A 17,865-nucleotide genomic window follows, 5' to 3' on the forward strand; every position below is an offset into this window, starting at 1 on the left:
CCTACAGACCGTAGATGCGGTATGGCTGAAGCAGTGATTCAACCGCCAGAGGCAGCGTTGACACCGACACACCCGTTACGCTGGCCTCACGGTTTTCGTACCAGTGACCGACAAGAAGCAGCACCACCAGCCGGATATCATCATCAAGAAGAAGGGCATTTTCGTCGGTGGAAAAGCCAGGATCGGCATTGGTTTCGTAAATATTACGGCGTGTCCACCGTTCAATGTGACGTTTTGCAGCACCGATATAGATGGTCAGCAGCGAATCTTCGCTGGTATCGTCATCATCAATACGGCAGTGCTCCCTGACGGTATCGATAGAAACAATCATGGCTGAATCCGTTAAAAAGCGGCCCGGAGGCCGCGTTGATATCAGCTACCTGAACCGCTCAGGCTACCCCAGACAAACGCTTCAGGACGATACACCGCCAGAGCAAGGCGCTCCTCGCAACGGATGGTGATCATGTTTTTCTCAAAGTCGTCCTGGTTTTCGCTGGAAACCACTACGTTCGCGTCTTCACGATCAAAGAGCTGCGCACCTGCATTAAAGGCGCCTGTCAGGAACTTGCCCAGGAATTGCGCGGCCTCGGTCGCCACAACTGGCAGACCCCACAACGTTGGCGAGGTAAGCTGAGCCGGGTTAGCCAGGATGTAGCGGCCCAGATCGTCTTTGCTCAGCTCAATGCCAGCCCAGTCGGTAAAGTGCAGGACGTGACCGGTTGCCGGGAAGCGGGCAAGCTGCGCCTGAAGCATGGCAAGACGCAGAACGTCGATGCTGGTCTGTTTTTTCACGGCAAAGGCCTGTTTGAAAGTCACCGCCTGCGGGATGATGCCTTTCAGGTGTGCGCCGGTACCGTCACCGAACAGAATTTCCTGTTCTTCGACATACTGAAGGCCGTAGCGCATTTCAGCATCCACAGTTGACTGAAGCTGTGCAAAGTCGTCAAGAATCTGTTTTGACGCCTTGAACATATGCGCAATGGTGCGAACCGGGGTCGTTTCTTCAGCAAATTTGATATCGCTGTAAGGCTTGGTGGTGTTTTCCGGCACTACAGCCGCGTTATTCGTGAATCCGGTCTGTTTCACGTAATAAATGGTGTTGGACTGCGTGCGGCCCGGCGCAATCAGGTCGCGGATAAACAGTCGCTGTTTCGGGGCCGTATCGATGCCGGGCAGACGCTGTGGCGCCACAATCTGTCCCGGTACGTCAACGGTTGTCAGCGCAGCTTTTACCGGAACCGAAATGCGCTTGCTGCCTTCCAGGCTGGAGCGGATATCCTTCATGGCCTCAGCAGATACAAACTGCTGTCCCACGGACTGGATCACTTCTTTAGCTGCGTTAAGCGGCATACTGGCTACGTGCTGTTCCAGTTCGCCTACAGAAGATTTCAGGGTTTTAAACGCATCATTGAGCGCATTATGCTCAAGTGCGATTTTATCCACAGCAGCTTTGGTTTCGGTAGAAAGCTGACCTGAGTTTTTCGCTTCATTCAGTGCACTTTCGGCTTTCTGGCTGAATTCAGCAGACACTTTTTCCAGCTTGTTTGAGACTTTCGTCAAAAGATCGTTTACATCAGACATGCTTTTTCCTTATTCGCCGAGCGAAGCCAGCGCGTTTTTGAGTGAGTTAAGTGCTTCAGGGTGGATTTCATCGACAGCGCCCGGCTTGTCGTTCTCTTCGGTGGCAGCGCCCGGCTTGCCACCTAAAGCCTTGAGGTGCTTCCGGCGCTCAGAGCGGGGCATACCGCCCTTAGCCAGAAAGGCATCAATTTTTCTCAGCGCGGCGGCGGGGCTTTCGTCGTCGCTGGTAATTTCATCGGCTGACAGCAGTGAATCAGCAAACCCTTTATCAATGGCATCGCTGCCGGAAATAAAGGATTCGTTATCCATCAGGGTTTGTACTTCGCTCAGCTTCAGCCCGGAGCGCGCGGCGTAAATATCTGCCATTGCCTTATCAAAAGGCTCAAGCGAGTCCGCATAAGCGCGAAAGTCGTTGCGGTTTCCGGCTGCAATCGTCCAGCAGTTGTGGATCATCAGGAACGCTCCTCGCCCCATCTGAATCTCATCGCCGGCCATTGCGATTATTGACGCCGCTGAGGCCGCAATGCCCAGCACCTTGACAGTGACCTTGCCTTCATAGGCGACAAGAAGGTTATAGATAGCCAGCCCTTCCCACATGTCACCGCCAGGAGAGTTGATGTTAACTGTCACATCACCGCCGCCAATGCTTCTCAGCGCACCGGAAATCCGGCTGGCCGTAACGCCATCGCCAAACCAGTCCTCGCCAATGGTGTCCAGAATGGAGATCGTGTTATCACCAGACTGGCCCGCTGCACGAATGCCACCGTCCCACCGTTCAAAGGCTGCTGTGGGAAGCTCTGTATTTTGACGTGCAAAAGGACGCCCCTCCGGTGCAACCGGAAGCGTTTTAATCGTCATCTGGGGGTTCTCCTAAGCCGCTTTTTTAAGCGGTGACTGTTCCGGTGGAATATCCGGGAAGAGGAAAGCGTGCAGCTTCATCAGGTTACTGGCCTGAACACCAGCGTTGTTTTCACGTAACTGATCCAGCGGCGTGAGGTTAAGCTGCACGGTGTAGATATCGCCCCCCTCAATCGGTGGAAGATTTTCCAGACGGCGCACATCGTTACGCGACATCCAGCCGTTCTGTAGCGCGGTGGTGTAGTACGCCGAGCGGCCTGCCGTGTCTGCCCGGAGCAACCCTTCCACAGAGAATTCAGCAAACACATCGTCGCTGCCGTCGAGCAGACAGCGTGATATCTCCTGCTCAATGTTGACCAGCAGCGGGCGAAGCGTGTTGGTCAGGAAGAGCAGGTTCATCCCCTCAACGCTTGAAGCCCAGCTACTCTGCTTGGTGGTATGCCCGACCATGAAAGGTGGCACGCGGAACCATCGACAGATTTCTTCTATACTGAAAGAGCGCGACTCCAGCATCTGAGCAGCTTCAGGATTGATGGTTACGCCCTGATATTTCATTCCGGCTTCAAGCACCATCACCTTTCCGGCGTTTTTCGAACCGATGAATCGCTCTAAATAACCTCTGAGCCTTTCACGCTGTTTTTCGTCCAGGGCGGCATCTGAAGAAAGGAAGCCAGAACTCTGCAATCCGTTTTCAAATATTTTTGCTGCCGCTTCTTCTACCGACATCGCTGCGCCGATCACATCCCGCCCGGTCATCATTGGCATCAGCCCGCAAACGCCGTCCAGGCCAAACCCACGGATATGCATAATGTTCTGAACCGGTATTTCGCGCTGCGTCTTTACTTCGGTGTAGGTGTACTGAAGACTCCCGTTGTCCAGGCGCTTAACCACCATGTTCTGTGGAAGAAGCGGCACCAGCGACACCAGTTTTTTACCAATCATCTTTTTCTCAATGAATGCGTTGCCGCGCAAACATATCGACGCAACGACTGAAAGCATGAATCGCGATGGTGTCATTTCAAGGTTTGGGCGGCGGCACAACACCTGATATACGGGGTTATCCAGAGCCAGAACGCGCGATCCGTCAGGCTGACGCTGATAAACCTTAAGCGGAAGTGTGGATACTGACTCGCTCAGCAGGCGGGTGCATGCCCAGACTGCTGACAGGCGCATTGCTTTATCCGCGGAAACCGTTTTTCCGCTGCTGCTTTTACCCCACCATTCTTCCCAGAACGTGCCGGTAGTCAGGCTGATGGGCACACCCAGCCAGTTCAGGAGCGCACTTTTAACGCGCCCCGGATGCCTGTTTTTTTTCATCAGAAACCTACCATGATCGGGTTATCAAAGAATCCCGTTAAGTCGGGTTTGTCTTCCCCGCCGTTGAGTATGAGGCGGCTAAGTCCCGTAAACATGGCTACCGGACCGTCTATCTTCGCCTCCGGCGTGGACTTGTTGGGGAAAATATTCTCGTTTCTGTCAGGCTTTACGGTGACGTTACTCATCATCCAGTTCATAACCGGGTGATTGTCATGATGAATTTTTCCGGCAAAGGTCATGGCCTCGGTTTCTTTCATCGCTTCTGACAGGTTTTTTACCGTCTGTGCGACCTCAACCATCGGCACTCCTTCATCACGCATCGCGAGGCTGAACTGAACGGCTCCCCATGGGTCAAAACCTACCTCACGAAGATTTTCACCGCTTAGCCAGGCAATCAGGTCTTCTTTGATAACGGCGTGATCCACAACGTCACCATCGGTTAACGTCAGTGCACCGGTTTCGCTCCAGTCCCGGTAAAGCTCTGCCATCTGACGTGAACAACGCTCCAGCCGCCCTTCAGGAAGCCAGAATTTAAAGTCGGCATGAACGTGACCGCCTGGCGCACGCCAGATTTTTACTGCGGCACAGATATCAATCTTGTTGGCAAGGTCAACACCCACCCAAAGCGGGTAGGTTTTAAGCTCATGCTCAGGAGCCAGTGGCGGGCAGGCCTCCCACTTCATCATGTCAATCCACGCGGATTCAGCCGTGACCCATATATTGAGGTGCTTTGTCAGAAAGTTATTTCGTGCAGAAACCTGCTCTCTGGCTTTTTTTGCCAGGCGACGCATATCGTCCCAGCGTTTGCACACCCCCAGACCCGGATTGGCCTTCTGCCATACCGACTCATCAAAGGGATCGTCTTCTTCATCCAGCGTATAAATGATGGCAAAGAAAGAATCATCCTCAACGATACCGTTAAGCACCTTGGTGGCATAGTCGCGGGTGTCGTAACAGATTCCCTCTTTATTAAATCCGGCTGTCGTGATGGCAAACAAAAGTGGCTGTGAGCGTGCGCCGGTTGCCGTTTCAAGCACATCCCATACCGCACGGGTGCGGTGTGCGTGAAGCTCATCCACGATTGCGCAGTGAATATTCAGGCCGTCGAGATTGTTGGCATCGCTGGAAAGTGGCTCAAATTTGGACGCTGTGCGCTCCTGAAAAATCGCCATCTTGTTAAATTCCATCAACCTGCCCAGGGCGGCTTTTGACTGCTTGATCATGTTAACTGCATCGTTAAAAACGATTCGGGCCTGGTCGCGCGTCGTGGCCGCAGAATAAACCTCTGCGCCACCTTCGCCATCAGCACCAGCCATATAAAGCCCAATGCCGGAAGAAACTGTCGATTTGGCATTTTTACGCGCTACCTCGTTGTAAGCTGTACGGTAGCGCCTGACCATAACCGGCCGGTTTTTTTCGTTAATAACCGGCTTTCCCGTCTGTTCGTTGATTAGTGGAATTACGAAGCCAAAAATATTTATCAGAATAAAGATGTGCCAGTCCATCAGGTCAATGGGCTTACCAGCCAGATCGCCTTTGACATGAGGCACAAATTTATAAAAGTTGAGAATATGCTGCGCACGGCTCTCACTGAAAAAGATATTGCGCTGCTCACCGTCTTTCAGGTCATTGAGGAACCGGGTGCAGGCCTGCTTTACGTATTTTCCGGCAACAATTTCCCCCGCCACCACCCTTTCGGCGTAGCGTATTCCGTCACTGACCTTTGCCATTATTCTCTCGCTTTAAGAAATTCGTCGAACGGGTCAACCTCTCCGGTACCGCCCGTATTCACTTTGCTGCGTGAGGCGGGTGTCATACCGAATTCCGACATCATGCCCCTGAGCCGTTTCCACGCATCGGCCATCATGGCAACGCGGGGGTGAGCTTTTATCAGCGTGTCGCCCGTCTGTGTTTTGGTGGTGTACGTCTCGCCTTCTTCATCGAGATAATCACGATGTGTGCGCCATTCAATATAAGCCCCGATCAGAAGTTCCAGCGCCATGCCATCTAGCTTGGTAATTACGCCCATGCAGTCGAGTTCGTCACCCAGCCGCTTGAACCAGTACTTTTCCTGCTTGCTGAAATGCTTCGGAGTTGTGGGTACCCCAGAGGGCGGTTTAGGCTCGTTCTTGTTGACGGCCCGTTTTGAAGGGTTACCCCTCACCAATTGCAGATGGGTAGGGGTTTTCGGCGGTCCTGGCATAATCGAAAACTCCTATCAATCGATGCTTGGGGGAACCCATAAAAAAGTTTTCTAACCTGCGGCGATGCGGAAAAAGGTTAGGCGGCGGTCCTGTAGGCTCTGAGGCCTGAACTTTCGACCCGCCCCCCCCTTTGATGATATTCATTCTCATTTGCATTGATATAGTTGCATTTGCAACTAATTTGTTGATATTGATTCTCATTTGAAACGTTCTTTTGCGGTTTTGCTCTTATGGCAAGGCCAGCAGAGGGCTTCAAGATTACTGTCATCATCGGTCCCCCCATGCGCTTTGGGTAGGATGTGGTCAATGGTCTTGGCTGCTGTTGGCCTTCCGTTTCTCAGGCAGTTCTGGCAGAGGTGACGATCACGTTGCAGAATGTGGGCTCTGATGACGTCCCACTTGCTGCCGTAGCCCCGCGCGTGTCTGCTCTGTCCTCTCTGGTGCTGTTGCCAGCCTTCATTGCGGTGAGCGTCACAGTAACCCGATCCGTCTGTCGTAGTCCTGGCACAACCGAGCTTCCTGCATGCTCTGGGTATTCTGGCTGGCATCAAGCCTCCACGCCCTGCGGCGTTCTTTGCGTTGCTCGTTGTCGGGGTGCCGCTCTACTGTTGCCGTGTCTGCATGGTCAACCAGCGAGTAACAGGGATAGATAACATCACCGCCATAGGCATCACCTACGGCGTAGTCGGCTGGCTTTGCGCTGTCCCATCTTGTCAGCACATCAGTGATACGATGCTGAGGTATGCTGTAACAGACGCCGTGAATCAGCCTGCTCATGGTGATGTAGTCAGTCTGGCGCTGGTCGCTGTCGATAAGCTTTGTTGCCACCTCAAGCTGATACTGTGGTGGCCTGCCGGTGCCTAAATAGAAAGACAGCAAATCATCAGGGAACCGGCCAAGCCAGACTGCTACCTTTTCGATGAAGCCATCAACCAGCAGCGCATCGTCTTCCATGATCACTACGCGACAGTCCTGCATGCTGGCCCACTGAATAGCGCGACGGTGATTCCAGTTTGCGCCATGCTGAGCCTCATCAATCAGCAGGTGAGCACGCAGTGACCATGCCAGTTGTTCTGCCTGATGCCGGCGCGAGTAATGGCCGACTACAACGAACTTAATATCTGTCTGCGTCATTGTGCGTGAAAACCTTATTGCGGGCCTGCCGCGCTGCCTCAGCTGCTTCATGCTTACATTCGAAGTAGCCAATGTGATGACTTTTGCCATGCTCTTTATAGTGAGCACACCATTTACGCATGTCCCTATTCCACGTTACGCCACGATATCCAGATGAGGCATTGGAATGCCTCTTTCTGTTTTCAGCATTTTGCTTTGGGGTTACTGCGCGGAGGTGTGCAGGGTTGACGCAGAGTGTGTTATGGCAGGCGTGGTCAATTAAATATCCCTCTGGGATCGGGCCGTTGTGCATTTCCCATGAGGCACGGTGCGCAAGTATCATTTTACTGGTTTCCCCCGGCTTTGCGCCGGTTTTGAGATGACCATAAAACAAAAACTTTCCACCGCCAGCCCGACTTTTCCGCTTAGCCGCGGTCCATATCCAGCACTCATGAGGTTCAGCTATAACAACTTTCTCCCAAAATCTTTCAATGAAAGTTCTGGTTTTGTTCATATTTGACTACTTATGTTTGAACCAAGCAAACTCACTACCAATGCCGTCAGTTTTAAAAACGGTATTGATCCTCGGACCGGTAATCACCCTATCTTTAAATCGATTAACTACTATTCCAAAACAAATCATGTCACCGACAGATGCCGCTGCGTGCTCTTTACCCCAGAACCGCAACGATTCGATGTGGTAATACAGCCGGACAATGCCATGCGCTATTGCCATCACATCATCGCGGGTGCCACCCAGAAGGCCAGCATTTAACATCACGTCATTGCGATGCTCATCAATGAAGGCCTGACAGATAGCTTCGGGATGATTCTGGTTAGCCCAGGTGTCGGCGTAGGTCTTTGGCTCAGAGCCGACGTAAATCCTGCCCTCTTCCATTTCCTGCCATGGCTGCTGAAGCATTTCCACATCAGTGCCATCGGTGCACCAGACAAAGTGATATTCAGGGTGATCACGTAAGTGCTGCCAGATATGCAGCCAGCGCCGGAAGTAGACATTCATCTTCACATCAGGCACACGAAATAACTCAGTGTCTGCCGGAGCAGTGTCCAGTTCATCAGCCAGGACGATGCGGCCACAACCACTGAGCGATGAAGCCCACTTAGCCAGCAGGTCAGGTGAAGGTGTTATCTTTGTGCCGCGTTGTGGGTCAGGCTGGCTGGTCAGTAACGTGGTGATGACGACATTTCGCTTGTCGCGGTACTCAGCAAATCCGGTATAGCCAATGTTACGGCGCTCGTTGTGTATCGTCACATTGCGCTTAACCTGTGCTTCACGGTCTGGCTTTGGTACTGATCGCTCAACGGCCTGATGCTCATCAAGCGAGTAAATTAACTTGTCCGAACCGACCACATCAGCGAACGCCCATGAAGTGAGCCCGGCATTGTGAATGCGTAACGCTAAATCTGAATGCTCGTACATGCCGCGCTGATAGATGGGGTCAAAGCCACCCACCTTTTCAATCACGTTGCGATGGTAGTAAAGCATAACGCCGCGCTGGCCTGTATAGGCAACGTGCTTATCGTCACGGTACAACACGGCTATGTCATTGAGCTTTTGACCCGTCGCGAAGTCCTGAAACTGATAGGCCAGATGCGGTTCGGGGGATTCGATGTAAGGCTGTTCCCATCCACAAGCTAGAGGCCATGCATCATCATCCCAAAGGAAAAGATGTTCACAGCCTGCATCAATCAGCATCTGTAAGCTGGCGTTCTTGGATGCCACGATGCCGCGTGACACGTCACGACGAATAACCCTGACTCCAGATGGAACAGTTACCGGAACGATTGAGCCGTCATCTATCACAACCACCAGCGCGCCAGCAGGAAGGAACTTAAGCTGATGCTCAAGGGCGCGGGATAAAACGTCATGGCGGTTGTGTGTGCTGATGGCTATACCAATATTTGATGCCCGTTCAGTCACTGGTGCATAGGCAATGCCATCAATCACGACGTCCATTCAGAGTTTCCTGCTGTTCAGATAGATATAACCCTCGGCAATGGTGATAACACCAGCCGATTATTCATTGTGTACATGCTGAAAATTGAACTCATAGAACGCAGTTTTTAGCACAAAATAAAAAACCGCCCGGAGGCGGTTAGTTGTTAGGCATTTCAGGCAAATACATCCAGTGAGACACTGTGTAATTGCTATACTGAGTATTCCCTTCAATCCTTATAACATCGAAAGTTTTGTAAATCGGATTGTAGGTAGCAAATCCTAAGCCCTTGTCTGTTGATACAATTAAAAGCTTTAGTGGTTCTGGCTTATTTGAATCTGTGCTATTCCACTTCATGTTCTATCTCCAGTTAGTGCGGAGATATAAAGTTATCATCATCAGGCGAACAAATGCGCCTTGTTAGACTAGTAAAAACCGCCCGTAGGCGGCTAATGCACTGCTAAATTTCATCCTTGGCTCAATGGTGCCAATTTTTGAATATCGTTCCTTTCGTATACTGCTGCAAGATTACCTTCGCCACTGTAAAGGAACACAGAACCTCCGACTTCCTTTACCTCAGTTATACCATTGATATACTGCGGATCAGCCTCAGAATATAATTGAACAACGTAGTTAGTAGATACCATCACAACCTCCTTTTAAAGTGAGGTTATACATTACATTCCAGATTAATCTTAGTGAAGATAAATTTACCATTACAGCTTCGCAACGCTTCACAGCGTGGCTAACCGTTATCCCTTGTCGGAGAGATTCGTAAAGCTTTGCCGCTTGTGCTTGTAATACAGATACCGGCTGTTAACATGAAAGGCACAATAAGAAATTGTTTTCCGCAAGTTAGGCCCTCATGGGGCCATTTTTTTTAGTTCTGCGCCTCAATCTTTCTAATTGCAGCTCGGTCGATATTGCACTGAGCCACTACGCCGTATAGCTCTGCATTGAGGCTTACGCTGTCACCAAAAGTCATCATTTCTGCCGGCGCTGGCGCTTCAATTTGACTTGTCAGTTCTGCCGGAAGGTTTAGCCGTGGCTGGTTGATTGTCCGGTACTCCACTTGCGGCTTTTGCTGCACTCCGCAACCTGTCAGCAGCATCAGCGGGAACAGGAGCAACAGCACACTTATCCGCTGCAAGATATTGCTTGATTTCATTCTGTAGTTTCCGGTTCTGCTGGGCTGTTACGGCGCGTTGTTCGGTGACCTGCCCCATGACTTCATTCTGGTGCTTAACGGCTGTCACAAGCTCGTTAACGCTGGTAGCGAGGCCGTCATTTTTTGAACGCAGGTCGTTAATCTGCTCGTCTTTGATGTTCGCCAGCTTCTCAAGGCGCTGATTCGTTGCCTCAAGCTGTGAGCTACGGGCGTTCAGCATCCAGAGCGCAAGGCAGATAAGGCCAATGACGATGACAGGTGAAAAAGTTTTGACGAGATTTAATGGATTCATGAGATGAACACCTCTCGCTCTGCGGCACGGCGTTTAACAAGGCCTGCTAATTTCTTTCCGCCTGCGTTGACCCACTTGCCGAACTCATCTGCTGCGCCAGCGAAGTCGCCTGCGTTAAGCTTTTTAAGCAGCGTGGATTTTACGAAGTTGCCGGAACCCAGATTGAACACAAATGACGCCAGCGCGTCGAACTGGTTTTGTGTCAGCTTCACCTTAACGTTGGTGTTAATGGTCAGTTCTGCCACCAGCAAATCTTCACGCAGAAATTTGTCAGCCTGCTCGCCGGTAATCACATCACCCATTTTTACATTGTGGGTATGCCCATAGCCGATAGTGGGAATGCCCACGCTGTCGCGATACGCCTCAAGCTTCAGGCCCTCGAAACGCTTAATCAGGTCCATGCCTTTATTGCTGGTTTGCATCAGTATCCCCTGTTTTTCTGGCTATCCACCCGCGCAACTTGTCGCTGATGTAGTCATTACCCACATACCCGATATAAACCGCAAATACCTGTGCGGCGGCGTCAGGGATGTTCCAGTTAAATAAAGCACCCATTACCTGAAGTGTCGGGCCAGCGAAGAACGCCAGCGCACTACAGGAAACAGCGTCGAGAACCCGCTTACTCCACGGGCTTTTTGCATAGGCACTGCGTAATAGTGAAAACATGCCTGCTACCCCGGCATATCCCCATTCTGTTTTGTGGGCGTACAGCCACAGCAGCACTGTGGCCCAAAAGCCCGGGTCTTTTTCTGGAGGCATGCGCTTAGTTCCCGCCACCGGAATGATGGCGGCTTGTTGTTGAGGAAAAGATTGCACATCGCCACGGCGTCAAAGGGTAAGTGGTTGCTGATTGGCGAGCGCAAAAACGAAAAAAGGCCGCTCAATGGCGACCTCTTTAAATAAAATCCCTGACGCATTCCGCGATAGTTTCCTTGCCCGTCGGCAACAGGGGTAATCCAGATAAAACTCTTTTTGCTTAAACTACTTTTGGTTTAGCTCTTTCGATATGCGTTCTTTTTGCTGAACGATAAATTTATACCGGCACTCCTGCTCATGCTTGATCACATCAATCATCGACAGAGGGAGCTGAATCAGCGTTTCTACAGGAATTTTACCTTCTTTATTCCACTGTTTTATGTCTTCCATTGTATAGCTTGGACAGCCATTAAATGTTTGAGCGTTAACCGTGGGTGCTGAGGCAAACATTGCTGAAACCGCAAAGGCCGCAAAGCTAAAAATTTTTGAGGTTTCCATTAAGTTTCCTTTCATTGAAGAGTTGTAAGGATACCAAATTTCACCATCTCAATGCATAAGAGCCATGCTCTCTGCTCACAATATGAAAGGCGCTACAGGTTTGCAGTCCTGGACAGAGCGGTTAACCCGCCTGCGCTCAGTGCCTTTGGTATTGTGTGGAAATGAAAAAACCCCGCCAGTTGGCGAGGTTTCTAATTTAAGAAGCTATGCGTTGTTACCACTCTTAACAGATTACATAGAGAAATTCGTAACGAAAAGCAGATTAAGCGTTTTTTTGGAAAATAGTTTTCTGAGTCGCTTCATCCATCTCCAGCCGGGCATCTGTCATCAATATGCAGGCATCAATAAACGTCTCAGCGATCATCAGCTTTTGCCGCACTTTCCCCTCTGAACATTTAAGCCAGCGAGCAATTGTTGATTTGGATACGTCATAACGGTAGTGCGCCATGATTAAATCCAGCTCATCCAGGCGACCAACCTTTTTAAGCATGCCGACTGCGGTATCAATAATCATGCCGTCATTGTCACAGCAGGAAGGACGACTACTGGTGCTCTTAGGCAGCAGTGTAATAAACATAGGGCTGGTTGGATTCCAGCTAACCTGAGTGCCTTCACTTGCAGCCCAGCCGCCCCAACGTTCTAAAACCAGTTGAATGTCACGCATATTAAATCCCCTCCACACACTTTATTTTTTATCTGTCCCAATGACGCCAACTGCAATAGCGTGATCAAGAAACCGGAATAACAGTTCAATCTGACTGCCGTAATTCGACTCAAAAAGTTTTGCGTCGCGGTGTAACTCGTCGTGATGCGCCCTGCAAAGCGGAATCACGAATAAATCATGTGCCTTAGTTCCCATACCTCCCTGACCGTGTCCGATGATGTGATGCGGGTCATCTGCCTGATTAGCGCAGCATGCGCATTTCTGCGACTTAACCCACTTAGTGTACTTCGGGCACTCCCAGCGCCTGCGCTTTGGTCGCCTCATGAATGACTCTGGCGATTCAGGGTCAGCCACCAGATCGATTATCTTTTTGACCTGCTCCGCTGCCTGCTGGATGACCTGCTTAGGCTGGCGTTCCGGCGCGATGTGAGACTCCTTAAGCTCTCCGGTGACAACACTTGCTGGCATGCGGAGCACACGCCTTGCCGGGGCTTCAGGTATCAGGTCGATAATGTCATTCAGTGAGGCCCACCAGCAAAGCTCTGGCAGGGTAAGCTGATGTTCGCCATGCAAACCAAGCTGGCTGCAAACCATCCTGATTATCCACAGCGCTGTGTTTCCCTTGGCGATGTTATCCAGCTTGCCGGGCGTACCATGCTCCCTGAAATGATTATCGTGGCCGTAGCACAAAGACACCAGGCCGGATTCAGTTTCGTGAAGTGTGTATTCATGGTGATGCCATGTCGCATCGTCGTGCCACTGGCAGCATTCAAAGCTACGCACGAAACCAGCCAGGCCATTAGCACCACCAGCGGCGGCAATAACCCGATCATGACTGAAAAACGGAATCAGCGACTGCTCATCAAGTAGCGGCTGTGTGCCGTCATTGATCCTGCCTGATGGAAGGTCGGCCATGTCCGCTGTCGGTGTACTCACCAGAACGCGGCCACGAAACATCCCTATCAGGTCTGAGCCAGGCTTGAGCAGCACTATCCCTGTGCGCGGAGCAACTTCAGGTGTAAGCAGTGCTCTCACTCTTCACCCCTTTTCGCTTTGTAAGCCGTCCACAGCCCGCCAATCCACTGAACGCCTTTGGCAGTAAAGCGGGACTGGCTGAACGCATAATTCGAATCAGTAGTTGTTCCGGTTCTGACTTCAAAACGACCGGCTTCGATGTGCTGGCTATAGGGAGTCATGACACCACTGAGTCGATACATAATCCGGCTATCAAGCAGGAACAGACGAAGCTCTGGCTCTTTGGCCTCAAGAAGTTTTGCCACCTGGCGGAATGTCATTGAACCTGTGGCCGTGACATAACGATCCACGAAAGCGACCTTTGGTGCAGCTTCGGTAAGCTGTAGCTGTAGTCGTTCCTTCTCCTCTTCCATTTCGGCGGCCAGGCGTAGTGCCTCAGCATAGGTCTGCGGGATTTTAACTGGCTGGCTTTGCTCTAACTCATGCAGCCGCTTGATCACTTTCATGCGAAGGATGGCACTGTAACCGGTGATGAGGCATTCGGTGTGCTCGCGGTCAAGGTGATACTCAGTCTGCTGGCGGTTCATGCTGTCAAAATAGATACGTCCAAAGTTGGACGCATCTTCTTTAAGGTCAGCGAGCATGTTTTCGATATCTCGCTTTACATGCTGATGCTGCTTGCCGGTGATCTCAGAAATCTCACGGCTGGTCATGGTTGGGGATTGGATAGCGTTGACTACAGGTGCATTAGCACCCGCTGATTGATTTAGCATTTTGAACTCTCCACACACTTTACACGCATTATTTTTAAACGGTCCCGCCCCATCACCTGCAAGTGAACGGGACCAACCTTTACCAACGGCATCTGCAACATGCCCCCGGTATTCGCACTATAACCGCTATTTGAAATCATTTCCCCCCCGACGTGAAGGGAGTGATAGTTACCTCTGCTTTTCCCTGCTTAACCTGATCGCCCCACTCTACAGTGAATCTCTTAATCTGCCTGTCATCGACCCATACGCCAGCATGCGTAAGGCTGTCGAACAGCGCCTTCTGGTAGTTATCAAGATCGCGATTGCGCTTGTCTGGCGGGTAAAGCAACACAGTAACTTCAACGTTCACTGTAATGGGCTGAGGGCGGCGCTTAAGCTGTGTCAGGATGGCTGCGATTGCGTTTGAACGAAAAGAGCGCCCGGAGGCGCTAATTTTCATACCCGTATTCGTAGCCCGCCAGTAACCGTTTACGCTTGGTGGAAATGGCAGGGTCAATTTCATGCAGCGGTACCCTCTTCGCCTAAAAGCTCTTTGACTGCTCCACGCAACAGGCGGACGTTGTCCCAGCAGTTCGGGTCTGTCTGCTCCACCAGCTCAATGAACTCACTAACGGTGCAGGGTTTTACAAGACGAGTTTCTACCAGTACTGAATGGAAGCGGCGGAATCGAAAGCTGTCTTCATCCGGGCCTTCAAACTTTTCAGCCACCCACAGTTTTAATTCAAGATCGTCCCGATGCTCCTGAATGAGTCGCTTTGCCTTCTGGATGGTTTCTGGCGGCACCACCAACATCTCGGGGCTTTCGACTGAATCTGAGGCCCAGACATGGGCGTATTTCGACTCACTGAATGTGTATTCGTGTTTCATGCCGAACGCGGCCACGACACAGGCCATCGTCTCAACGCCGCTTTGCTCAAGAATATCAACACGCTTAAGCGGTAACTCTTCGCCGCCCTGCTGCTCTTGTACCAGCTCTGGTTCCGAAGCTTTTACAGTGCCGGGGATGCCTTCACGGTATTCCGCCAGGATAGACATGATCTCATCGGTGTAGCTGGAATTGTGGTATAGCGCTGTCATGCCGTCTTCTTCGTCGCCCAGTTGAGCATCGCAAAGCAGCTCTACCAGACGACGCGCTTTGGCGGCGCTGAACTGTGGCATTGCAGCAGCTTTGGTCAGTTTCTTTTTTCCCGCGGCTTTGGCCTTTTCCATCTGCTGCTGAGCGATACTGGATGCCTTAGCGCCATGCTCACGCTGTAAGGCAATCGCAGTAGTGGCGGCAACCTCGCCAGACTTGACCATATCAATCAGGCTATCTCCGACAGTCAGAAGCTGTAGGTGCTGCTCAACGTCAGTGACCGAGCGCTTAACCTTCTTCGCTATCTCTGCCGGTTCCCAGCCCTGATTGACAAGGCGCTGATAGGCAGCGGCACGTTCCAGCGGGAGTAACGCCCTACCCTGGCTGCTTGTCACCATGAAGGCGATGCGGTCTGCTTCACTGCCAACGAAGTCTTTGCACTCAAGGCGCAGCTCATGACCCGCCTCCTGTGCCAGCTTTGCACCGAAGTAGCGGTGATGCCCGTCGATAACCTTGATGCCATGCTCAGTGACCTGAACGGCAAGCGGCGGCACATGCTCACCAGCAATAAACGCATCACGGAATTCTTCAGCGTGGGTCTGGTCAATCTCGCGTACGTTGTAGCCAGGCTCGACGTAAAGCTCATCCACACTAAGCAGATAGGTTTTGCGTGTAGTGATGTTGGTGCCTTTTTCGTCTTTGCCTTTATAAACCTGAGATAAGTTAGTCATACTGTGTGTAACTCCATAACCAGAGTGATAATCAGAACCAGGATGAGCACCAGCACTTCCGGCAATGACCTGTAGAAATATTCGTTTTCTTCGAAGTGGCGTTTGAAGGCTAATTTCATCGGTTCAACTCCCTCAGTCCTGCATCGCTCACCCTGCCGCTGGCTATGCCGCCGTAATGTCCACAACGCATCTTTGCCCTGGACATGCACTTGTCACGGCTTACCTTGGCGTTCTGCCGGTTGTCATCGAACTTTGCCAGGACCATTGCGCGTAACCAGTTGTGGCTGGCTCTCAGCCAGAGTCCTTTGCCCTGCAACTCTGTGGATGTCTTGACTGCCTCAAGATAACCAGCGTTCTCTGGCGGGCGCTCATAGGGCGTTATTGAATACGTGTAGTCCTTGTTGCGGCTCAGGATGTGCAGCTCATAAAGGCCGGTTACTGAATACCTGACAGTGGCGTTAGATAATCCGGTCTTTGCGCAAATCTTCGTGATGGTCATAGAGCCATGCTTACGCAGGCAGTCGAGAATGATTTCAACGTTGTCCATGAATCCCCCTTAAGCGCCACGGAAGCCATCAGGGATGGCGTAATCGGTTGAAGGGATAGCCATCACGTCACGCACCCATTTGCCGTTGACGCATTTAGGTCGACCAGACTTATTCCACTTGGTGGCCGACTGGAGATAGCCAGGGAAGTTTTTAGGGATAAACAGCGTGGCCGGGCGCAGGTACTGCTCCTGCTCGGTATCTTTCCAGTGCTCATGCTTGTAATCGACCACCAGTAAAAGTTCTGACAGTTCGTAGCCCTCAGAAATACGCGCCTTGATGTTTTCAAGAGACGAACGGCAGGTTTGAAACTTAGCGCCGGTGGTCATGTTGAGGTGTTTGAGAACCTGTTTAGCCATATCAGTGATCTCAACAGCCGGGTCGGGTTGCGCAGCAACCTGACAAGAACTCTCTGTTGTTATCTCTGTAGTATTCTCTGTTGTATTCTCTGTAAGACGAGGGCAATTTGCCCTGATGGATGAGGGCATGTTGCCCTGATCGATGAGTGCAGCCTGCCCCTCTCGATTGGTGCAATTTGCATTCTTCGATGAGTGCAAATTGCCCTCATCGGTCAATAAAGGGTTTGCGTGGTTAATTGCGTAATAATTAGTCCGATCATGCTGAGTTTTTTTCAGTTGCTCGACGAAAATCAGGTCACGCTTTTTAAGCGACGTAAGAGCACGCTTAACAGTGTCTGATGACCAAAATGGAAACTGATTTGTCCATTCGTCGATAGTGTTATAAACCCAGCGTTTCCCGTCATATTCGACGCCAGATGTGGTGTCTTCCAGCCAGTAGCAAATCTGTTGAAGCACAATGGCTTCATTGAGGCCAATGCGGCTGGCAAGCTCAGGGCTCACCACAAGCGGCTTGACCTTAAGCAGTAAACTCATGGTGATACCTTCCTGAACTTCTGACAGAACAACACACGCGGCAGCATGCAATCGTGGGGATAATTTGGGCGGCGGAAGATCACACGGTGATTAACCGTATCAACGCCAATAGTTGTGACCGGAACACCGCGATTGTCGGTGTAGCGCTCCACCCAAGGCTTGATGATTTCAGTTTCCATGGTTCACCCCGGCATCTGCTGGACGACGATAAAACTCTGCCCAGGCTGATTCGACTACCAAACGCGGCACGCACTGGTAGTTGTGAGGCTTATCCGCTGAGGATATGATTAGCTCATAGACAGGGACGCCAGCCTGATATCGGCAGCGGAATTGCCCTGACAACGGTTTCTGATTTACAATGCTCATGCGATGAGTCTCCACACACGTTGATTTACTCGCACCGAACGCCCTAGGCTGCAACCCGGGGCGTTCACCTTTTCTGGCCCCTGATAAATCTCTTATCA

General features: G+C 51.3%; 25 protein-coding genes. All 25 read right to left on the reverse strand.

Going from position 1 to position 17,865, the window contains the following annotated elements; translation table 11 throughout:
* Position 1: 1 nt before the first annotated feature.
* The 25 genes from G5574_RS06160 to G5574_RS06270 all read right to left on the reverse strand — a co-directional run bounded on the left by G5574_RS06160 (position 2) and on the right by G5574_RS06270 (position 17,580).
* Entirely contained in the window at positions 2-331 is a 330-nt protein-coding gene (locus G5574_RS06160) for a head-tail connector protein (RefSeq protein ID WP_164482268.1), read from the reverse strand.
* A 41-nt stretch (positions 332-372) separates the two neighbouring features.
* The gene (locus G5574_RS06165; protein ID WP_096012292.1) at positions 373-1,581 is read right to left on the reverse strand and encodes a phage major capsid protein; all 1,209 of its coding nucleotides are present in this window, start codon (positions 1,579-1,581) and stop codon (positions 373-375) included.
* A 9-nt stretch (positions 1,582-1,590) separates the two neighbouring features.
* On the reverse strand, positions 1,591-2,439 hold the full coding sequence (locus tag G5574_RS06170; RefSeq protein WP_105087469.1) for a head maturation protease, ClpP-related: 849 nt from the start codon (positions 2,437-2,439) through the stop codon (positions 1,591-1,593).
* Between the two features lie 12 nt (positions 2,440-2,451).
* Complete coding sequence (locus G5574_RS06175; protein ID WP_164482269.1) at positions 2,452-3,756, reverse strand: phage portal protein; 1,305 nt, start codon at positions 3,754-3,756, stop codon at positions 2,452-2,454.
* A complete protein-coding gene (locus tag G5574_RS06180; protein WP_164482270.1) occupies positions 3,756-5,486 on the reverse strand; it encodes a terminase large subunit in 1,731 nt (576 codons plus the stop codon). Before G5574_RS06180 ends, G5574_RS06175 begins: the two co-directional genes overlap by 1 nt.
* Positions 5,486-5,959: a phage terminase small subunit P27 family gene (locus tag G5574_RS06185; protein WP_096012288.1), complete on the reverse strand. Its 474-nt coding sequence runs from the start codon at positions 5,957-5,959 to the stop codon at positions 5,486-5,488. The genes G5574_RS06180 and G5574_RS06185 overlap by 1 nt, the downstream gene beginning before the upstream one ends.
* Before the next feature lie 198 nt (positions 5,960-6,157).
* The gene (locus G5574_RS06190; RefSeq protein WP_164482271.1) at positions 6,158-6,508 is read right to left on the reverse strand and encodes an HNH endonuclease; all 351 of its coding nucleotides are present in this window, start codon (positions 6,506-6,508) and stop codon (positions 6,158-6,160) included.
* Positions 6,432-7,094 carry a hypothetical protein gene (locus G5574_RS06195; protein WP_164482272.1) on the reverse strand — a complete coding sequence of 221 codons (663 nt, stop codon included), beginning with the start codon at positions 7,092-7,094 and terminating at the stop codon, positions 6,432-6,434. The genes G5574_RS06190 and G5574_RS06195 overlap by 77 nt, the downstream gene beginning before the upstream one ends.
* Positions 7,075-7,587, reverse strand: coding sequence for an HNH endonuclease signature motif containing protein (locus tag G5574_RS06200; RefSeq protein ID WP_164482273.1), 513 nt, complete (start codon positions 7,585-7,587; stop codon positions 7,075-7,077). The genes G5574_RS06195 and G5574_RS06200 overlap by 20 nt, the downstream gene beginning before the upstream one ends.
* A gap of 6 nt (positions 7,588-7,593) precedes the next feature.
* Positions 7,594-9,051 carry a glycosyltransferase family 2 protein gene (locus G5574_RS06205; RefSeq protein ID WP_164482275.1) on the reverse strand — a complete coding sequence of 486 codons (1,458 nt, stop codon included), beginning with the start codon at positions 9,049-9,051 and terminating at the stop codon, positions 7,594-7,596.
* Positions 9,052-9,498: 447 nt separating this feature from the next.
* A complete protein-coding gene (locus tag G5574_RS06210; protein ID WP_164482277.1) occupies positions 9,499-9,678 on the reverse strand; it encodes a hypothetical protein in 180 nt (59 codons plus the stop codon).
* A 233-nt stretch (positions 9,679-9,911) separates the two neighbouring features.
* Positions 9,912-10,142, reverse strand: a complete 231-nt coding sequence (gene lysC / locus G5574_RS23980; RefSeq protein WP_425325401.1) for an Rz1-like lysis system protein LysC — start codon at positions 10,140-10,142, stop codon at positions 9,912-9,914.
* Positions 10,039-10,491, reverse strand: a complete 453-nt coding sequence (locus G5574_RS06215) for an Rz lytic protein (protein WP_164482278.1) — start codon at positions 10,489-10,491, stop codon at positions 10,039-10,041. The genes lysC and G5574_RS06215 overlap by 104 nt, the downstream gene beginning before the upstream one ends.
* Positions 10,488-10,913, reverse strand: coding sequence for a lysozyme (locus tag G5574_RS06220; protein ID WP_121046861.1), 426 nt, complete (start codon positions 10,911-10,913; stop codon positions 10,488-10,490). Before G5574_RS06220 ends, G5574_RS06215 begins: the two co-directional genes overlap by 4 nt.
* Positions 10,897-11,250: a phage holin, lambda family gene (locus G5574_RS06225; RefSeq protein ID WP_024471897.1), complete on the reverse strand. Its 354-nt coding sequence runs from the start codon at positions 11,248-11,250 to the stop codon at positions 10,897-10,899. The genes G5574_RS06220 and G5574_RS06225 overlap by 17 nt, the downstream gene beginning before the upstream one ends.
* A gap of 222 nt (positions 11,251-11,472) precedes the next feature.
* The gene (locus G5574_RS06230; RefSeq protein ID WP_105082319.1) at positions 11,473-11,745 is read right to left on the reverse strand and encodes a hypothetical protein; all 273 of its coding nucleotides are present in this window, start codon (positions 11,743-11,745) and stop codon (positions 11,473-11,475) included.
* 262 nt (positions 11,746-12,007) lie between these two features.
* On the reverse strand, positions 12,008-12,409 hold the full coding sequence (locus G5574_RS06235) for an antiterminator Q family protein (protein ID WP_164482280.1): 402 nt from the start codon (positions 12,407-12,409) through the stop codon (positions 12,008-12,010).
* A gap of 21 nt (positions 12,410-12,430) precedes the next feature.
* Positions 12,431-13,444 (reverse strand): DUF968 domain-containing protein, encoded by a 1,014-nt coding sequence (locus tag G5574_RS06240; RefSeq protein ID WP_164482282.1) that lies wholly within the window; start codon positions 13,442-13,444, stop codon positions 12,431-12,433.
* Positions 13,441-14,157: a phage antirepressor KilAC domain-containing protein gene (locus G5574_RS06245; RefSeq protein WP_164482284.1), complete on the reverse strand. Its 717-nt coding sequence runs from the start codon at positions 14,155-14,157 to the stop codon at positions 13,441-13,443. Before G5574_RS06245 ends, G5574_RS06240 begins: the two co-directional genes overlap by 4 nt.
* A gap of 136 nt (positions 14,158-14,293) precedes the next feature.
* Positions 14,294-14,659 (reverse strand): RusA family crossover junction endodeoxyribonuclease, encoded by a 366-nt coding sequence (locus G5574_RS06250; RefSeq protein WP_164482286.1) that lies wholly within the window; start codon positions 14,657-14,659, stop codon positions 14,294-14,296.
* On the reverse strand, positions 14,656-15,963 hold the full coding sequence (locus G5574_RS06255; protein WP_164482287.1) for a ParB/RepB/Spo0J family partition protein: 1,308 nt from the start codon (positions 15,961-15,963) through the stop codon (positions 14,656-14,658). Before G5574_RS06255 ends, G5574_RS06250 begins: the two co-directional genes overlap by 4 nt.
* Positions 15,960-16,082 (reverse strand): hypothetical protein, encoded by a 123-nt coding sequence (locus G5574_RS23870; RefSeq protein ID WP_280530486.1) that lies wholly within the window; start codon positions 16,080-16,082, stop codon positions 15,960-15,962. The genes G5574_RS06255 and G5574_RS23870 overlap by 4 nt, the downstream gene beginning before the upstream one ends.
* The gene (locus tag G5574_RS06260) at positions 16,079-16,510 is read right to left on the reverse strand and encodes a PerC family transcriptional regulator (protein WP_164482289.1); all 432 of its coding nucleotides are present in this window, start codon (positions 16,508-16,510) and stop codon (positions 16,079-16,081) included. Before G5574_RS06260 ends, G5574_RS23870 begins: the two co-directional genes overlap by 4 nt.
* Before the next feature lie 9 nt (positions 16,511-16,519).
* Positions 16,520-17,401 (reverse strand): conserved phage C-terminal domain-containing protein, encoded by an 882-nt coding sequence (locus G5574_RS06265; protein ID WP_164482290.1) that lies wholly within the window; start codon positions 17,399-17,401, stop codon positions 16,520-16,522.
* Positions 17,398-17,580 (reverse strand): DUF4222 domain-containing protein, encoded by a 183-nt coding sequence (locus tag G5574_RS06270; RefSeq protein WP_164482292.1) that lies wholly within the window; start codon positions 17,578-17,580, stop codon positions 17,398-17,400. Before G5574_RS06270 ends, G5574_RS06265 begins: the two co-directional genes overlap by 4 nt.
* Positions 17,581-17,865: the final 285 nt, after the last annotated feature.

The organism is Pantoea stewartii, assembly GCF_011044475.1.
In the GTDB taxonomy this organism is placed as follows: Bacteria; Pseudomonadota; Gammaproteobacteria; order Enterobacterales; family Enterobacteriaceae; genus Pantoea; species Pantoea stewartii.

What these genes read in the sequence shown, in the direction of transcription:
- G5574_RS06160 (WP_164482268.1), bottom strand. Translation starts at nt 331, where the DNA reads ATGATTGTTTCTATCGATACCGTCAGGGAGCACTGCCGTATTGATGAT.
- G5574_RS06165 (WP_096012292.1), bottom strand. Translation starts at nt 1,581, where the DNA reads ATGTCTGATGTAAACGATCTTTTGACGAAAGTCTCAAACAAGCTGGAA.
- G5574_RS06170 (WP_105087469.1), bottom strand. Translation starts at nt 2,439, where the DNA reads ATGACGATTAAAACGCTTCCGGTTGCACCGGAGGGGCGTCCTTTTGCA.
- G5574_RS06175 (WP_164482269.1), bottom strand. Translation starts at nt 3,756, where the DNA reads ATGAAAAAAAACAGGCATCCGGGGCGCGTTAAAAGTGCGCTCCTGAAC.
- G5574_RS06180 (WP_164482270.1), bottom strand. Translation starts at nt 5,486, where the DNA reads ATGGCAAAGGTCAGTGACGGAATACGCTACGCCGAAAGGGTGGTGGCG.
- G5574_RS06185 (WP_096012288.1), bottom strand. Translation starts at nt 5,959, where the DNA reads ATGCCAGGACCGCCGAAAACCCCTACCCATCTGCAATTGGTGAGGGGT.
- G5574_RS06190 (WP_164482271.1), bottom strand. Translation starts at nt 6,508, where the DNA reads ATGCCAGCCAGAATACCCAGAGCATGCAGGAAGCTCGGTTGTGCCAGG.
- G5574_RS06195 (WP_164482272.1), bottom strand. Translation starts at nt 7,094, where the DNA reads ATGACGCAGACAGATATTAAGTTCGTTGTAGTCGGCCATTACTCGCGC.
- G5574_RS06200 (WP_164482273.1), bottom strand. Translation starts at nt 7,587, where the DNA reads ATGAACAAAACCAGAACTTTCATTGAAAGATTTTGGGAGAAAGTTGTT.
- G5574_RS06205 (WP_164482275.1), bottom strand. Translation starts at nt 9,051, where the DNA reads ATGGACGTCGTGATTGATGGCATTGCCTATGCACCAGTGACTGAACGG.
- G5574_RS06210 (WP_164482277.1), bottom strand. Translation starts at nt 9,678, where the DNA reads ATGGTATCTACTAACTACGTTGTTCAATTATATTCTGAGGCTGATCCG.
- lysC (WP_425325401.1), bottom strand. Translation starts at nt 10,142, where the DNA reads ATGCTGCTGACAGGTTGCGGAGTGCAGCAAAAGCCGCAAGTGGAGTAC.
- G5574_RS06215 (WP_164482278.1), bottom strand. Translation starts at nt 10,491, where the DNA reads ATGAATCCATTAAATCTCGTCAAAACTTTTTCACCTGTCATCGTCATT.
- G5574_RS06220 (WP_121046861.1), bottom strand. Translation starts at nt 10,913, where the DNA reads ATGCAAACCAGCAATAAAGGCATGGACCTGATTAAGCGTTTCGAGGGC.
- G5574_RS06225 (WP_024471897.1), bottom strand. Translation starts at nt 11,250, where the DNA reads ATGCCTCCAGAAAAAGACCCGGGCTTTTGGGCCACAGTGCTGCTGTGG.
- G5574_RS06230 (WP_105082319.1), bottom strand. Translation starts at nt 11,745, where the DNA reads ATGGAAACCTCAAAAATTTTTAGCTTTGCGGCCTTTGCGGTTTCAGCA.
- G5574_RS06235 (WP_164482280.1), bottom strand. Translation starts at nt 12,409, where the DNA reads ATGCGTGACATTCAACTGGTTTTAGAACGTTGGGGCGGCTGGGCTGCA.
- G5574_RS06245 (WP_164482284.1), bottom strand. Translation starts at nt 14,157, where the DNA reads ATGCTAAATCAATCAGCGGGTGCTAATGCACCTGTAGTCAACGCTATC.
- G5574_RS06250 (WP_164482286.1), bottom strand. Translation starts at nt 14,659, where the DNA reads ATGAAATTGACCCTGCCATTTCCACCAAGCGTAAACGGTTACTGGCGG.
- G5574_RS06255 (WP_164482287.1), bottom strand. Translation starts at nt 15,963, where the DNA reads ATGACTAACTTATCTCAGGTTTATAAAGGCAAAGACGAAAAAGGCACC.
- G5574_RS23870 (WP_280530486.1), bottom strand. Translation starts at nt 16,082, where the DNA reads ATGAAATTAGCCTTCAAACGCCACTTCGAAGAAAACGAATATTTCTAC.
- G5574_RS06260 (WP_164482289.1), bottom strand. Translation starts at nt 16,510, where the DNA reads ATGGACAACGTTGAAATCATTCTCGACTGCCTGCGTAAGCATGGCTCT.
- G5574_RS06265 (WP_164482290.1), bottom strand. Translation starts at nt 17,401, where the DNA reads ATGAGTTTACTGCTTAAGGTCAAGCCGCTTGTGGTGAGCCCTGAGCTT.
- G5574_RS06270 (WP_164482292.1), bottom strand. Translation starts at nt 17,580, where the DNA reads ATGGAAACTGAAATCATCAAGCCTTGGGTGGAGCGCTACACCGACAAT.